At 66.0% G+C, this 14,035-nt stretch carries 13 protein-coding genes; 3 read left to right on the top strand and 10 right to left on the bottom strand.

Annotation, left to right across the window (positions count from 1 at the left end; all coding sequences use genetic code 11):
* Positions 1-82 precede the first annotated feature (82 nt).
* A complete protein-coding gene (locus C8C99_RS10905; RefSeq protein WP_108625758.1) occupies positions 83-712 on the bottom strand; it encodes a hypothetical protein in 630 nt (209 codons plus the stop codon).
* A 197-nt stretch (positions 713-909) separates the two neighbouring features.
* On the opposite strand from C8C99_RS10905, the gene C8C99_RS10900 reads away from it, so the two are divergent.
* The gene (locus tag C8C99_RS10900; RefSeq protein WP_108625757.1) at positions 910-1,674 is read left to right on the top strand and encodes a hypothetical protein; all 765 of its coding nucleotides are present in this window, start codon (positions 910-912) and stop codon (positions 1,672-1,674) included.
* A 5-nt stretch (positions 1,675-1,679) separates the two neighbouring features.
* Here the strand turns inward: C8C99_RS10900 and C8C99_RS10895 are convergent, their stop codons facing one another.
* The 5 genes from C8C99_RS10895 to C8C99_RS10875 form a co-directional block, all read right to left on the bottom strand.
* Positions 1,680-2,954: an acyl-CoA dehydrogenase family protein gene (locus C8C99_RS10895; RefSeq protein WP_108625756.1), complete on the bottom strand. Its 1,275-nt coding sequence runs from the start codon at positions 2,952-2,954 to the stop codon at positions 1,680-1,682.
* Positions 2,955-3,008: 54 nt separating this feature from the next.
* Positions 3,009-4,094, bottom strand: coding sequence for a phosphotransferase (locus tag C8C99_RS10890; protein WP_108625755.1), 1,086 nt, complete (start codon positions 4,092-4,094; stop codon positions 3,009-3,011).
* A gap of 44 nt (positions 4,095-4,138) precedes the next feature.
* Positions 4,139-4,858 (bottom strand): Crp/Fnr family transcriptional regulator, encoded by a 720-nt coding sequence (locus C8C99_RS10885; protein WP_015013747.1) that lies wholly within the window; start codon positions 4,856-4,858, stop codon positions 4,139-4,141.
* Positions 4,859-5,042: 184 nt separating this feature from the next.
* Complete coding sequence (locus C8C99_RS10880) at positions 5,043-5,822, bottom strand: oxepin-CoA hydrolase, alternative type (protein WP_108625754.1); 780 nt, start codon at positions 5,820-5,822, stop codon at positions 5,043-5,045.
* 35 nt (positions 5,823-5,857) lie between these two features.
* Entirely contained in the window at positions 5,858-7,381 is a 1,524-nt protein-coding gene (locus tag C8C99_RS10875) for a 3-hydroxyacyl-CoA dehydrogenase (protein WP_108625753.1), read from the bottom strand.
* A gap of 165 nt (positions 7,382-7,546) precedes the next feature.
* Between C8C99_RS10875 and C8C99_RS10870 the strand changes: the two genes are divergently transcribed.
* Positions 7,547-9,673 (top strand): hypothetical protein, encoded by a 2,127-nt coding sequence (locus C8C99_RS10870; protein WP_233247206.1) that lies wholly within the window; start codon positions 7,547-7,549, stop codon positions 9,671-9,673.
* Between the two features lie 109 nt (positions 9,674-9,782).
* Here C8C99_RS10870 and C8C99_RS10865 read toward each other — a convergent pair whose 3' ends face one another.
* The 4 genes from C8C99_RS10865 to thiO are packed head-to-tail and all read right to left on the bottom strand — an operon-like array spanning position 9,783 to position 12,830.
* Positions 9,783-10,679 carry a thiamine phosphate synthase gene (locus C8C99_RS10865; RefSeq protein ID WP_108625751.1) on the bottom strand — a complete coding sequence of 299 codons (897 nt, stop codon included), beginning with the start codon at positions 10,677-10,679 and terminating at the stop codon, positions 9,783-9,785.
* Complete coding sequence (locus C8C99_RS10860; protein ID WP_108625750.1) at positions 10,672-11,481, bottom strand: thiazole synthase; 810 nt, start codon at positions 11,479-11,481, stop codon at positions 10,672-10,674. Before C8C99_RS10860 ends, C8C99_RS10865 begins: the two co-directional genes overlap by 8 nt.
* Positions 11,482-11,502: 21 nt before the next feature.
* Entirely contained in the window at positions 11,503-11,700 is a 198-nt protein-coding gene (thiS, locus tag C8C99_RS10855; RefSeq protein ID WP_056638659.1) for a sulfur carrier protein ThiS, read from the bottom strand.
* The gene (thiO, locus tag C8C99_RS10850; protein ID WP_108625749.1) at positions 11,697-12,830 is read right to left on the bottom strand and encodes a glycine oxidase ThiO; all 1,134 of its coding nucleotides are present in this window, start codon (positions 12,828-12,830) and stop codon (positions 11,697-11,699) included. The genes thiS and thiO overlap by 4 nt, the downstream gene beginning before the upstream one ends.
* A gap of 276 nt (positions 12,831-13,106) precedes the next feature.
* Here thiO and thiD point away from each other — a divergent pair, with 276 nt between their 5' ends.
* Complete coding sequence (gene thiD / locus C8C99_RS10845) at positions 13,107-13,958, top strand: bifunctional hydroxymethylpyrimidine kinase/phosphomethylpyrimidine kinase (RefSeq protein WP_108625748.1); 852 nt, start codon at positions 13,107-13,109, stop codon at positions 13,956-13,958.
* Positions 13,959-14,035: the final 77 nt, after the last annotated feature.

The raw sequence follows: 14,035 nt of genomic DNA, 5'->3' as shown, positions 1-14,035 counted from the left end.
GGCAGCGATTGCCCGGGCGATGCCAGTTTTGCTGCGCAGGGCTCCAAAGCACGGGTTTTGAGCAAAATGTGCCGGTAGCGCACTATTGATATGCGCTTGCTGCTGCAAAAAATGTAGCAAAAGGCTCGGTGTCCGGCAGCACGTAAATCACGCCCGGCGCCCGTCCGAACCAGGGGGCGATGAACTGGTCGTAGAACGCTGCGGGCGCATTCACGCAGCCATAGCTGATGCGCTTGTCACGGGCGCCGGGGCTGGCGAGGCGCTGGGGGCGGCGTTCTGCGGCGCTCACGCTGCGCACCCGGTGCAGCGAGACCGCTGTGTCGTAGTCGATCCACACAATGTCTTCGCCCTGCAGGTTGCGCCCCGGCTCGGTCACGAAGCGCCCTGCAGGCGTGGTGCGTTCGTGCGGGCGAATGCGGGACAGAGGCCGGGTGCCGATGCCGGGCGCAGAGCGGTCGCCCGGCGCTGCGCCCAGCAGCACCGGCGCGCTGCCCAGCCATTGAGCCTGGGCCGAGAACACATGGATGCGGGCCGCAGGCTTGTCGATCACGGCAAAGGGCAGGCCCTGGTGATCGGCGGTTGCGGCGGCCCAGCGCACCAGCTGGTGTACACGGGCCGAGGCGTCGTCCGGCAGCGCCCGGGCGAACAGGGGCGTGGCGAGCGCGCAAGCCAGGGCGACGAGGGCCACTCGGCGGTGAAGGGTGAGGTGCATGTCGGTGGTCCAAGGCGATGAACGCAACGCCGGTCGATGCCTTTGGCGTACGCCTACGCCCGTGCTGCTGCAAAGCCGGCTTCACGGGCAAGGCGCACCGCGCTTTTGCAGGCGTTCGGATCGTTTGCCGCAGCGGCCAATGCCCTCAATAATGCCTGCATCCGCGACTTCCGCGAAGCCCAGGGCTTCGAACCGCCATGTTTGATCGTCTCCGTAAAGCACTGCATCTGCCCGGCGGCCCGACCGCCGCACGGCCCGTGTCCAACCAGGAGGTGGTGCGGTGGGCGGCCACCCAGCGCCTGGCGATCGTGCCGCAGGCGGCGGAGGGGCATTTTGACTTGGGCGGCGACTTGAACGGCCACCCGTGGCGTCTCGAGTGCGGCAATCCCACCCGGGACTATGTGCACGGCCTGGAGTTGCGGGGCCGCGCCGATCTGGGGGTGGACCCCGATGCGGCCGTGATGGTGCTGAACCGCCCCCTGCAGGAGTCCCTGGAGGGCAATGCCTACGACGCCATCACCGACACCCTGCAGACCACGGTGAATGCCAGCTTGCCCGAGGAAATGCGCTGGCTGGCGATGTATGAGGAGGTTGCCTGGCCGGGGCTGCCGGCCTCGTTCCGCCAGCACTTTGCGGTGGTGGCAGAGCGCATAGAGACAGCGCAGCGCTGGATCCACGCACCAGTGGTCTCCCAGTTGCTCAACATTGTGGAAGGCGAGGGCGGGGCAGAGCGTGCGCAGTCGCCGCTGCTGCTGATGCTGGTGCGTGGCAAGGTGTACCTGCGCGTGGAGCACACGCAGCGCAGCCTGGCGGAAATCGCCCAGGCCACGCAGTTGTTGCTGGCGGCCGCGCAGGGAGCGTTGCAGAATCTGCCACCCGCTGCACCCGCTGCACCCGCTGCACCCGCTGCACCCGCTGCACCCGCTGACGCGCAGGCGCAAGGCGCAGCAGGGCCGCAATAGGCGCGTCAGGCGCCGCGTGTGACCGGTACGGCGGCGTCGCGGCCGTAGTTGCCGTACTTGCCCAGCTCCCACTTGGCTATGGCGTTGCGGTGCACTTCGTCCGGGCCGTCCGCAAAGCGCAAGGTGCGTGCACCGGCGTACGCGTAGGCCAGCGGGAAGTCATCGCACATGCCGCCGCCGCCGTGCGCCTGCATGGCCCAGTCGATGACCTGGCAGGCCATGCTGGGTGCCACCACCTTGATCATCGCAATCTCTGTCTTGGCGACCTTGTTGCCCGCCACGTCCATCAGCCAGGCAGCCTTGAGGGTGAGCAGGCGGGCCATGTCGATCTTGCAGCGCGCCTCGGCAATGCGCTCTTGCGTCACGGTCTGCTGGGCCACGGTCTTGCCAAAGGCCACGCGCGACGATGCGCGCTTGCACATCAGTTCCAGCGCGCGTTCGGCCAGGCCAATCAGGCGCATGCAGTGGTGGATGCGTCCAGGGCCAAGGCGGCCTTGGGCGATCTCGAAGCCGCGCCCTTCGCCCAGCAGGATGTTGGAAACGGGCACGCGCACGTTTTCGAAAGTCATCTCGACGTGGCCGTGGGGCGCATCGTCGTAGCCCATCACGTTCAGCGGGCGGACGATGGTGATGCCCTTGGCGTCGGCGGGCACCAGCACCATGCTCTGCTGCGAGTGCTTGGGGGCGTCTGGGTCTGTCTTGCCCATCGTGACGAACACGGCGCAGCGCGGGTCGGCGGCGCCGGAGATCCACCACTTGCGGCCATTGATGACGTACTCGTCGCCTTCCCGCGTGATCCGCGTTTCGATGTTGGTGGCATCGCTCGAAGCCACATCGGGCTCGGTCATCGCAAACGCCGAGCGAATCTTGCCCTCGAGCAGGGGCTTGAGCCAGCGGGCCTTGTTGGCCTCGTCGCCGTAGCGTGCGATGGTTTCCATGTTGCCGGTGTCGGGGGCCGAGCAGTTGAACACCTCGCTGGCCCATTGCACGCGGCCCATGATCTCGGCCAGCGGTGCATATTCCTGGTTGGTGAGACCTGCACCGTCGTAGCCAGAAGCCGCAGCGCTGTCCACCGGCAGAAACAGGTTCCACAACCCGGCGGCCTGGGCCTTGGGCTTGAGGTTTTCGATGGTGTTCAGCGCGCTCCAGCGCTTGCCTGCGGCGGTGTTGGCGGCCAGTTCATCCTTGTACGCGGACTCGTTCGGATAGATGTGGTCATCCATGAACTGGAGCAGCTTGGCCTGCAGTTCCTTGGTTTTGGGCGAGTAGTCAAAGTCCATGGGTTTCTTCTCCGTTGGTAATCGTGGGGCGGCGCTGAGGATTGCGTCGTGTGTTCAGCCGCGCTGGGCAAACGACCAGGCCAGCTGGGCCATGGGTCGTGCCGTGTCGCCCGAGGCCTTGGCCTGGGCGCTGGAGGCTGTGCCTGCCTCTACCCGCTTGGCAATGCCCTGCAGGATGGCTGCAATGCGGAACATGTTGTAGGCGAGGTAGAAGTTCCAGTCGGCGCGCAAGGCGTCGGGCGTGGCGATGCCGGTGCGCTCGCAGTAGCGGCGGATGTAGGTGTCTTCGTCCGGAATGCCCAGCGCGCCCAGGTCCAATCCTGCGATACCGCGCCCGAGCGACGCTGGAATGTGCCAGCTCATGCAGTGGTAGCTGAAGTCCGCCAGGGGGTGGCCCAGGGTGGATAGTTCCCAGTCGAGCACGGCGATCACGCGCGGCTCGGTGGGGTGGAACATCAGGTTGTCCAGACGGAAGTCGCCGTGCACGATGGACACTTGGCCCTCGTCCCGCGCGCTGGCGGGCATGTTGGCGGGCAGCCATTCCATCAGGCGGTCCATCTCCTCGATGGGTTGTGTGATGGACGCCACGTATTGCTTGCTCCAGCGGCCGATCTGGCGGTCAAAGTAGTTGCCAGGCTTGCCATAGCTGGCCAGACCACGGTCCGCAAACTTCACGGTGTGCAGCGCTGCGATCACCCGGTTCATTTCGTTGTAGATGTCGCCGCGCTCGGTGGGCGTCATGTCCGGCAGGGATTGGTCCCACAGCACGCGGCCCTGCATGCACTCCATCACGTAGAAGGCGCGCCCAATCACCGACTCGTCCTCGCACAGCACAAACATGCGCGGCACGGGCACGTCGGTGCCGTACAGGCCGCTCATCACCGCGAACTCGCGCTCGATGGCATGGGCCGATGGCAGCAGCTTGGCCACGGGCCCGGGCTTGGCTCGCATGACGTAGCTGGCGCCCGGTGTGATGAGCTTGTAGGTGGGGTTGGACTGCCCGCCCTTGAACATCTCCACTGTCAGCGGGCCCGCAAAGCCCTCCATGTTTCTGGAGAGCCATGCGGTCAGCGCTTCGATGTCAAAGGCATGCTGATCGGAAACAGGGCGGGTGCCGACGAAATGGTCAAAGTTGCTCATGGAGGCGGATGAAAGTTCGTGCAATCGGTGATGGGGTAGTTGGCTCAGTTGTCGGCTTCTGCGATGCGCATCAGGGCTTCGCGGTCACGCACCACCAGGCCGCCCGGCTCGATGCGGATCGCGTCTTCGCGTTCCATGGCCTTGAGTTCCTGGTTCACGCGTTGGCGTGATGCGCCCAGCAGCTGGGCCAGTTCTTCCTGCGCCAGTTGCAGGCTGATGCGCATCTCGCTGCCGTCCGACAGGCTGGGTACTCCATAGCTGCGCACCAGGTGCACCAACTGTTTTGCCAGGCGTGAGCGCAAGGGCAATGTGTTGAGGTCTTCCACCAGCCCGAACAGTTGGCGAATGCGACGCGCGTGCAAGCGCAGCATGGCCTCGTACAGTTCGGTGTGCACGGCCAAGATCTTGCGGAAGTCGGCCTTGGCCACGCACAGGATCGTGGTGTCGCCATGGGCGTAGGCGTCGTGCGTGCGCCGGTCCCCGTCGAAGATCGCCACGTCGCCAAACCAGATGCCCGGCTCCACGTACGTCAGCGTGATCTGCTTGCCCGAGATGGAGGTGGAGCTCACCCGCACCGCGCCGCGTGCGCACGCAATCCACTCCTCGGGCGGATCTCCGCGTGCGGCAATCAGGCCGCCGTCCTTGAAGCGTTTGACGTATGCACATCGGAGGATGTCGTGGCGTAGTGAGGGTGAGAGAGAAGAAAACCAGCGACCGGAGTTGATCGCTTCACGTTCTTCGATAGTAAGAATCGGGTCGTCCATGGCCTGTCTTTTGGGTGACTAGAAACAGTTCCATTGTCGCGTCAGGGACCTGCGCAATGCGTCAGGGTTGTCACCTGCGTGTCTGCCCATGCGCCAATAAAAAACCCCCGGCGCTGGGTGGCAGCGTGCCGGGGGGTTGATGAGCCAGTGAAAGGGGATGCCCGCAGGCATCTTCCGCGGAGCGCTATTCGTAACGGGGTACGCGCTTTTCCAGGAACGCCGAGATGCCCGCCCCGCCGTTGATGTGGTGCAGGTTTTTCACGAAGTGGTCGCGCTCATGGGCCAGGTGGTGCGTGAGCTGGGCATGGGGGGCTTCGTTCAGCAGTTCCTTGATGCTGGCCAGTGCATTGGGTGCACGGGCATTGAGCTGCTCGGCCAGCGCCAGCGCTGCATCGAGTGCGTTGCCCGCTTCGGCGATGCGGTTGACCAGGCCCAGTGCGTGCAGGCGTTCTGCACCGATGCGGTCACCACACATGAGGATCTCGGTGGCCGTCTGGCGCGGCAGGGCCTGGGCCAGGCTCCAGCTGGCACCGCCGTCAGGTGACAAGGCCACATTGCTGTAGGCCATCACAAACACGGCATTGCGGGCTGCCACGATGAAGTCGCAGGCCAGTGCCAGCGAAAAGCCCGCGCCGGCGGCCGCTCCCTCCACCGCTGCAATCACCGGCTTGGGGTAGGTGCGGATGGTTTCGATCCAGTTGTGCAGGCCTTCGATGCTCTGGGCCTGCACCTCGGGTGCTTCCTGGCGGTTGGCCAGCAGGCGCTGCAGATTGCCGCCCGAGCAGAACATGCCATCCGCCCCCGTGATGACCACGCTGCGGATGTCGGGGCTGCTTTCGGCTACGCCCAGCGCCTCCACGCCTGCTGCATACATCACCGGGTCGATGGCGTTGCGCCGCTCGGGGTTGCGAAGGGTCAGGACCAGGGTCTGGCCCTGGCTGGTGCTCTGGAGTTCTGCGGGCATGGGAGTCTTCCGTGGGGTGCCGTTGTGCTGGGCGATCAGTCTTCTTCGACGTGGCTCAGGCTCAGGCCGATGGCGCCACGCCGGCGCAGCCAGGGGCTGGGGCGGTAGCGCGTGTCGCCATACACGGTCTGCATGTTGAACAGCACCTCGAGGATGTTGGTGGGACCCCAGCGGTCACCCATGGTCAGCGGGCCCAGCGGGTAGCCCAGGCCCAGGGTCACGGCGGTCTCCAGGTCCTTGGGGGTGCAGATGCCTTGCTGGCAGATGTCGCTGGCGATATTGACGATGGTGGCCACCACGCGCTGCGTGACAAAACCGCCGCTGTCACGGATCACGCTCACGGCTTTGCCATCGCGCGCAAACAGCGCATGTGCCGCATTGCGGATGTCGACGCGTGTGGCAGGGTTGGTGGCCAGCACGCGGCGCTTGGTGGCGGCGTCATCGATCAGCATGTCGATGCCGATGGTGCGGGCCGGGTCCAGTCGCTCCACCACCGCCACGGTGGTCACGTCAAAGCCCAGCGGGGCCACCAGCGTGATGGCCTGGGGGGAGGGCGATTGACCGGTTTCGATGGTGGCACCCAGGTCCTTGAGCAACTGGTACAGCTCGGCCCGGCGCGCAGCGCGCGGGGACACCCAGACCGGGGGAATGTCGTTGACGACGGGGACGGGTGCCTCGGCGGGCACCTGGGCCACGCCGTCCACGTAGCGGTAGAAGCCTTCGCCCACCTTCTTGCCCACCACGCCTCCTGCCAGGCGCTGGGCCGTGATCACGCTGGGGCGGAAACGGGGTTCGTCGTAATACTGGCGGTAGATCGATTCCATGACCGGATGCGACACGTCCAGCGCCGTCAGGTCCATCAACTCGAAGGGCCCGAGCTTGAAGCCGACCTGGTCGCGCAGGATGCGGTCGATGGTGGCGAAGTCGGCCACGCCTTCGCCCACGATGCGCAGGGCCTCCGTGCCAAAGCCGCGCCCGGCGTGGTTCACGATAAAGCCTGGGGTGTCCTGTGCCTGCACCGGGGTGTGGCCCATGGCCTTGGCATAGGCGGCCAGCGCAGTGCAGATGGAAGGATCGGTCTTGAGGCCCGCAATGACCTCCACCACCTTCATCAGCGGAACGGGGTTGAAGAAATGAAACCCCACCAGGCGTTCCGGGTGCTTGAGGGATGCGCCAATGGCCGTCACGGACAGTGACGACGTGTTGGTCGCCAGCACCGCATCGGGGCGCACCACTCCTTCCAGTTCAACGAAAAGGGCCTGTTTGGCATCCAGCCGCTCCACGATGGCCTCCACCACCAGGTCGCAGGCCGCCAGGTCCGCTACCGTTTTGACGGGGTGCAGCCGTGCAGTCAGCGCGGTGGCTTGGTCTGCCTCGATCCGGCCTTTGGTGACCAGCTTGTTCCATTGTTCCTGCAAGGCAGCCCGGGCGGCGTCGGCGGCCCCGGGGTTGGCGTCCAGCAGAAAAACCTGGCTGCCAGCCTGGGCAGCAATTTGCGCGATGCCCCGGCCCATGGCGCCAGTGCCCACGATGGCGATGTTGGGAAACTGAATTTTCATAGCGGCATTATGGCTCTGGCCTTATCTGGGACTTATGTGCAAGAATCCTTCAGACCGAAAACAAAATTAATTGTGAATATCCGTAACACCATTGTTGGGCCAGGATTGTGGGCGCTCGCAGCCGGTGCTTCGGCGCTGTCTCTGGGGAGCGGCAGTGGTACGGTCGTGTTGGGCGCTCCTGTCGATCTGTCGTTCGAGCTGCAACCCGACCCGGGGACGGATGTAGCGTCCTCCTGTGTCACCGCCAAGCTGGTGGCGGGCGACAACGCCATCAGCGACAGCAAGGTGCGTGTGATTCCCCTGCCCGAGGTGCGAGGGCGTCCTTCGGGGGTCCGCGTGCTGGCTTCGGTGTCGCTGGATGAGCCCGTGCTCACCGTCACCCTGTCGGCAGGGTGCAACGGCAAAACCACACGCGGCTACACCTTCCTGTCGGAATTGCCAACGACCGTGACCCGGTCTGCTTCTGCCTCCCCGGTCGACCTTTCGCGGCTTCCCGCTGCCAGCCCTGGAGCAGTGACAGAGTCGCAGCCTGTGCCCTCGGTGGGTGGTGGCGCTGCTGCCGCCTCCGCAGCGGCGGCCGGTATTGCGCAAGGCACCCGACCCAGTGGCAAGGTAGCTGTGCCTGCGAGGGCTGCGCGGCCTTCCACCGCAGCCAGCCGTGCGACGGGCTCTGCGGCAGCAGCGAAGCCCGCAGCGCGCGTGGCAGCCGCCGCTCCTGGCAAGTCAGCGGGTGCCGGCACCGCGCCCGCCGTGCGTTCCCGTCTGGTGGTCGAGCCTCTGGATACTTCGCTGGACGGCCCCGTGGCGTTGCGGTCCACGTCCCAGCTGCCCGCGCCGCCGTCCGAGGAGGCATCGGCAGCGCGCACGCAGGCAGCGGCGGTATGGAAATCTTTGAATGTGCAGCCGGATGAACTGCAGAAAGACGGCGAGCGTCTGAAAGCGCTGGAATCAGATACCGCCGCGCTGCGTTCGCAGGCGGCCCAAGACCGCGCTGCCGCTGCCCGGTTGCAGCAACAACTGGCGTCGATGGAGCAGGAGCGTTTTCCCGCGACGTTGGTGTACGCGCTGGGTGGTCTGCTGCTCTTGGCATTGTTAGGCGTGGCATGGATGTGGTCGCGGGTACGCAGTGCCTCTGACAAGGCCGTGCGGGCTTGGCGAGATTCCGTGGCTTTGGGTGTGCGTGGCGATGCGGCGGCACACGAAGAGGCGCTGGGTCTCACTCCCCACCCCGGTGACACGTGGCTGCCGTCTGAAACCCAGCCCCGTGCCGCGGCAGTGAGCTCAGAGCCCGCCGCCTTGGCACCCAACACGGTGGCTACAGCAACGATGGAGCCACGCTTTGTGGCAACCCGCCCTGCGGCGAGCGCCCCCGCTCCCTTGCAGGCCAAGCCCGTTTTTGCCCCGCCAGCCGCTGCGGTAGCACCCCACATCGTCAACCCCGAAGAACTGTTCGACATCCAGCAACAGGCCGAATTTTTTGTCTCTGTTGGTGAGCACCAGCAGGCCATCGAGGTTCTGAAGCACCACATTGCCCAGCACCGCGAGACGTCACCGCTGGCTTACCTCGAGCTGTTGCGGCTGTATCACACGCTCAGCCGCGTGGATGAATTTGCGCAATTGCGCATGCAATTCATGCAGGCGTTCAACGCCCAGGTGCCGGAGTTTGCGGGCTTCCACCGCACGGGCCGCATGCTGTATCACTACACCGACGCGCTCGCCGAGATCGAGGCCGAGTGGTCCACGTCTGCGGTACTGGGATTGCTGGAGAAGTTCCTGTTCCGCCGCACGGGTGCCGAGGCTGTGGAGCCGTTTGATCTGGCGGCCTATGATGATTTGCTGCTCCTGCTGGCGATTGCGCAGACTACTCCCGCCAGCGCGCGGGGGGCTCCGCCGCCGCGCAAGCGCACGACACCGCTGCTTCCACCGCCGTCAGAGGCCTTGGTCGCGTCGCCGGCTCCAGCGCCAGTGGTGGCGCCGCACGACGACTTGCCACTGGATTCGCTGGCTGCGAGTCTGGAGTTTGACTTCGCGATGAAGGCCCAGCAGGCACCTGCGCCCGCGCCCTTTGCTGCGGCGGCCCCTGGTCCCCATACGTCTGTGGGCCCAGACTCGCGCAGTATTCCGCTCGACCTGGATCTGTCAGACCCCCCACACCTCACGCTGAGCGATCTGCCTCCGGTGCCCGTGACGTCGCCACCACCAGCAGGCCAAGCCGTTGGCTTTGGCATGGAGAACGACCTGATGGAACTGCGCCTCGAACTGGAGCAGATGAAGAAGGGCGATCGAAAGTAGGTAGGCCTAACGCCGGGCTGCGAGCGGCAGCCCATGCGGGGGGCTGCCAGGTTGTGGGTTTTAGGTGGTGGTGAAAGTGAGGGGCGCCGATGGTCGCCCCGCCATCCCCTCAGCGCATGAGCGCCATCAACTTTGCCGCCGATGCTTCAGGATCGGGCGCGTTGACCAGCGCCCGTACCACCGCCACCGAGCCCACCCCGGTGGTCAGCACCTGGGGGAGCTGTTCGGCACTGATTCCTCCGATGGCTACCTGCGGGTAGTGGCGCATCAGCCGCGCATATACCCCCAGCCTGCCCACGCCCTGCGGTGCGGTGGCCATCTTTTTCAGGGTGGTGGGGAACACGGCGCCCATGGCGACGTAGCTGGGGCCCACCGCATCGGCTCGCACCATCTCGGCATACCCGTGGGTGCTGACTCCCAGGCGAAGCCCTGAGCGGTGCAGCGTTTGCAATTCGTCCGCAGAGAGTGCATCCAGGTCTTCCTGGCCCAGGTGGATACCGTACGCACCAGCGTCGATGGCCGTACGCCAGTGGTCGTTGATGAACAGAAGCGCACCGGTGTCCTGCACTGCCTGCACTGCGGCCCGCACTTCACGTGCGATGGCCTCGCTATCGTCGGATTTGAAGCGCAGTTGCACGGTGGGGACACCCGCCAGAGCCATGCGACCCACCCAGGCAGCGTCGGGCAGCACGGCATACAGGCCCAGGCGCTCGGGGCAGGGGGCGAACTGGCGGACGCGCGGCGTGGGCTGCAGGCCAAAATCTCTTGGCTCATCGGGCCAATGTGCTGCATCCATCACCCCCGTCCGCTGTGCACGCGCCTGCCAGGCGCGGGCCAGGCACTCGGCGTCGTGGGCAATGAAACCCAGGGCACTGCAGGCCTGCAACGCTGCCAGGTAGGTAGGGTCTTGTGATGTGGGGGCGGGCACGGGCTCGGGCGTGAACCCGGCAAAGGTGTCTGCATGGTGCGCAAGAATGGCTTGCGCCAGGGCGGCGGTATCAGGCATGGGCGTGGTGCCAGAACGGTGTGCCCAACACGGGCGTGCTGGGTTGCGCGGCGTCCTGCGCCGACATGGCACCAGCCCGGCGTGCGGCGCGCCCGGCATTCACCGCATCGGCGAATGCGCCAGCCATGGCCACCGGGTCTTGGGCCAGTGCTACGGCCGTGTTCAGCAGCACGCCGTCGTAGCCCCATTCCATCACTTGGCAGGCGTGCGAGGGCAGGCCCAGGCCCGCATCCACCAGCATGGGCACGTTCAGGCGCTCACGCAGTGTCTGCAGTGCGTAGGGGTTCACCGGACCACGGCCCGTGCCAATGGGGGCGGCCCAGGGCATGACGGCCTGGCAGCCCACATCGACCAGGCGCTGGCACAGCACCAGGTCTTCGGTGCAGTAGGGCAGCACCTGGAAGCCTTCCTTGATGAGGTGTTCTGCCGCACCCACCAGGTTCAGTGTGTCCGGCTGCAGGGTGTAGTCGTCGCCGATCAGTTCCAGCTTGATCCAGGGGGTGTCGAACACTTCGCGCGCCATCTGTGCGGTGGTGATGGCCTCCTGCACGCTGTGGCAGCCAGCGGTGTTGGGCAGCACGGGCACATTGAGCTTGCGCAGCAACTCCCAGAAGCTGCTGCCGCTTTCGGCCGGATTGCTGCCCTGGCGGCGCAGCGAGGCCGTGACCATGGCGGGCTGTGCGCGCTGCACCGAGGCTTCCAGCACCGCAGGCGAGGGGTAGCGGGAAGTGCCCAGCAACAGGCGGCTGTGGAAGGTCTGGCCGTACAGGACCAGGGCGTCAGGGCTTGAAGACTGTGTCATGACGAAGGGAAAAAGAGGGGCTCAACCGCCCGTCACCGGGGAGATGATCTCCACGCGATCACCGGGTTGCAGGGGGTGCGCGGCGTAGCGGGTGTTGGGCACAAAGGTGGTGTTTACCGCCACGGCAAATGGGGGGCGCGCCTCTATCGCGGCCACGGCATCGGCCACGGTGGCACCCTCGGGCAGTTCGTGCGGGACTTGGTTGATCGAAATGTTCATGCAAATGCGGGGGCTGAGACTCCGGTCGGGGCTGGGGCGGTGGGCTCCAGTTCCACCCGGAGGTCAAAACGTTCGGACAGCGCCGATTGTCCCGTGTTCAGCACCTCCAGGGTCACGTCCACCATGGCGGGCGCGATCATGAAGCCATGTCGGTACAGGCCATTGATCTCCAGCACGCCTGGGCGCGTCTGGCGGATGGCCGGCAGGTTGTCGGGCAGCGTGGGGCGGCACTGGGTGGCCAGTTCCAGAATGCGGCCCTCGGCAAAGCCGGGGTGGACCGCATAGGCGGCGCTCAGCAGTTCCAGGGTGGAGCGCACACTGGCGGGGGACCGGTCGTCAGACTCGATCTCGGTGGCACCAATCACAAACATATTGTCCTGCTTGGGGGCGATGTACATGGGGTAGCGGGGGTGCACCAGCCGTGTGGGACGTTGCAGGGTGACGTCGGGCGCGTGAATGCGTGCCACTTCGCCGCGCACACCGCGCAAGGCGCTCCACTGGGCCTTGGCGCCCAGGCCCCGGCAGTCGAGCACCCAGTCAGGCTGGCCCGGCGCGCCGGTGGTGAAGGCTTCGGGCGACTGGGGCGTGTGCCAGTGCGCGCGCACGGCCAGCCGCTCCATCTCCACCACCAGCGCCGCCAGGAGCTGGCGGTTGTCGAGCTGGCCTTCGCCGGGCAGGTACAGGCCTTGCGCAAAGCGGTGGGCTAGCGAGGGCTCGGCTTGCGCGAGGGCATGGCTGTCGAGGCTTTTGAGTGCGGGGAGCTCGGGCACGGTGCGCTGGTTGCTCTCCAGCTGGCGCGTGAACCGCTGGGCTTCTGCCGCGTCCTGGCGGTGCCACACGATCAGCGTGCCTGCCTGCTGAAAAAACACGGGCTGGGCAAGGGCGCCCAGCAGCTCGGGCCAGCGGGTCAGGCCATGGTGCCCCATGCGCACCACACCTGGTTCGGTGATGGCCGATTCGGCCAGAGGGGCCAGCATGGCTGCTGCCACGGTGGCCGCCGAATTTTCGGCCGCAGGGCTGCCCGCGTCGTAGATGTCCACACGGTGTCCCTGGCGCGCCAGTTCCACGGCCAGCAAACGGCCCATCAGGCCCGCGCCCAGAATGACAAAGGAAGAAGGTTGAAGTGACATAGCTCCGTCGGTGTGTCCGTGTAGTGGCATGCAGCCATGGACAAAACGGGGGCACCGTTGGTGGAAACTCCCCACGCCAGCATGACCTGGATCGGGTAGCGGGGCTGCTGCGTGTGCCGCAGTGCGCAGGTTCTGCGCGGGCCCCAGGGTATTTCTCAGTCGCACACCATATGGCGGGACACCCCTGTTTCGTCCGGAAAATGAATTACAGCACATCCCCCTGACGTGCCGTTTTGACCTGGCGCATAGGCCATAATTTTTGCCATGATTTCATCGATGACCCCCTTGCCCTCGACGGGCCGCCGCTACGCACGCGTGCTCTCCATTGCCGGCTCTGACAGCGGCGGCGGCGCGGGCATCCAGGCCGATCTCAAGACCTTCAGTGCGCTCGGTTGCTTCGGCATGACCGCCATCACCGCCATCACAGCCCAGAACACCTGTGGGGTGACGGGTATCCACGGCATTCCGCCCGAGATGCTCAAGGCCCAGATCGACGCCGTGGTGCAGGACATTGGCGTGGACGCCGTCAAGATCGGCATGCTGCATTCACCCGACGTGGTGCACGTGGTGGCCGACGCCATTCGGACCTACCGGCTGCCGCACGTGGTGCTGGACCCCGTGATGGTGGCTACCAGCGGCGACCGGCTGATCGCCCAGGAGACGGTGGCGGTCCTGGTCAAGGAACTGTTCCCGCTGGCCGAGGTGGTCACGCCCAACCTGGACGAGGCCGGATGGCTGCTGGGGCGCAGCATCGAGGGCGTGGAGGCGCTGGAGGTGGCGGCGCAGGACCTGCTGCGACTGGGCGCCCGCGCCGCCTTGGTCAAGGGAGGGCACTTGCCCGGCGACTGGGTGGTGGATGTACTGAGCGTTCAAAGCGGGGCCCAGGGGCACCGGTTGCAGTCACAACGCATTGCCACCCACAACGGACATGGCACGGGGTGCACCTTGTCGTCCGCAATTGCTGCCCATTTGGCGTTGGGCCTGCCGCTGCAGCAGGCCGTGGAGCAGGCGCGCGCCTACATCCTTGGGGCCATTGCTGCCGGGGCGGATGTCACCACCGGGCAAGGCCACGGCCCCCTCAACCACGGCTACGCGCCGGTGGCGCAGCGGGTGTTTCAGGCGCCGTAGAGCGATTTTTGGGTGTTTTGAGGCTCAAGCGCTAGTCAATCATGCGCTGAGCGCTCCTCTTTTGATAGTGTTTGGCG

The organism is Acidovorax sp. 107, from assembly GCF_003058055.1.
Lineage (GTDB): Bacteria > Pseudomonadota > Gammaproteobacteria > Burkholderiales > Burkholderiaceae_C > Acidovorax.
Note: the sequence above shows the minus strand (reverse complement) of the source record. Positions and strands in the feature narration are given on the sequence as shown.

What these genes read in the sequence shown, in the direction of transcription:
- C8C99_RS10905 (WP_108625758.1), bottom strand. Translation starts at nt 712, where the DNA reads ATGCACCTCACCCTTCACCGCCGAGTGGCCCTCGTCGCCCTGGCTTGC.
- C8C99_RS10900 (WP_108625757.1), top strand. Translation starts at nt 910, where the DNA reads ATGTTTGATCGTCTCCGTAAAGCACTGCATCTGCCCGGCGGCCCGACC.
- C8C99_RS10895 (WP_108625756.1), bottom strand. Translation starts at nt 2,954, where the DNA reads ATGGACTTTGACTACTCGCCCAAAACCAAGGAACTGCAGGCCAAGCTG.
- C8C99_RS10890 (WP_108625755.1), bottom strand. Translation starts at nt 4,094, where the DNA reads ATGAGCAACTTTGACCATTTCGTCGGCACCCGCCCTGTTTCCGATCAG.
- C8C99_RS10885 (WP_015013747.1), bottom strand. Translation starts at nt 4,858, where the DNA reads ATGGACGACCCGATTCTTACTATCGAAGAACGTGAAGCGATCAACTCC.
- C8C99_RS10880 (WP_108625754.1), bottom strand. Translation starts at nt 5,822, where the DNA reads ATGCCCGCAGAACTCCAGAGCACCAGCCAGGGCCAGACCCTGGTCCTG.
- C8C99_RS10875 (WP_108625753.1), bottom strand. Translation starts at nt 7,381, where the DNA reads ATGAAAATTCAGTTTCCCAACATCGCCATCGTGGGCACTGGCGCCATG.
- C8C99_RS10865 (WP_108625751.1), bottom strand. Translation starts at nt 10,679, where the DNA reads ATGCCTGATACCGCCGCCCTGGCGCAAGCCATTCTTGCGCACCATGCA.
- C8C99_RS10860 (WP_108625750.1), bottom strand. Translation starts at nt 11,481, where the DNA reads ATGACACAGTCTTCAAGCCCTGACGCCCTGGTCCTGTACGGCCAGACC.
- thiS (WP_056638659.1), bottom strand. Translation starts at nt 11,700, where the DNA reads ATGAACATTTCGATCAACCAAGTCCCGCACGAACTGCCCGAGGGTGCC.
- thiO (WP_108625749.1), bottom strand. Translation starts at nt 12,830, where the DNA reads ATGTCACTTCAACCTTCTTCCTTTGTCATTCTGGGCGCGGGCCTGATG.
- thiD (WP_108625748.1), top strand. Translation starts at nt 13,107, where the DNA reads ATGACCCCCTTGCCCTCGACGGGCCGCCGCTACGCACGCGTGCTCTCC.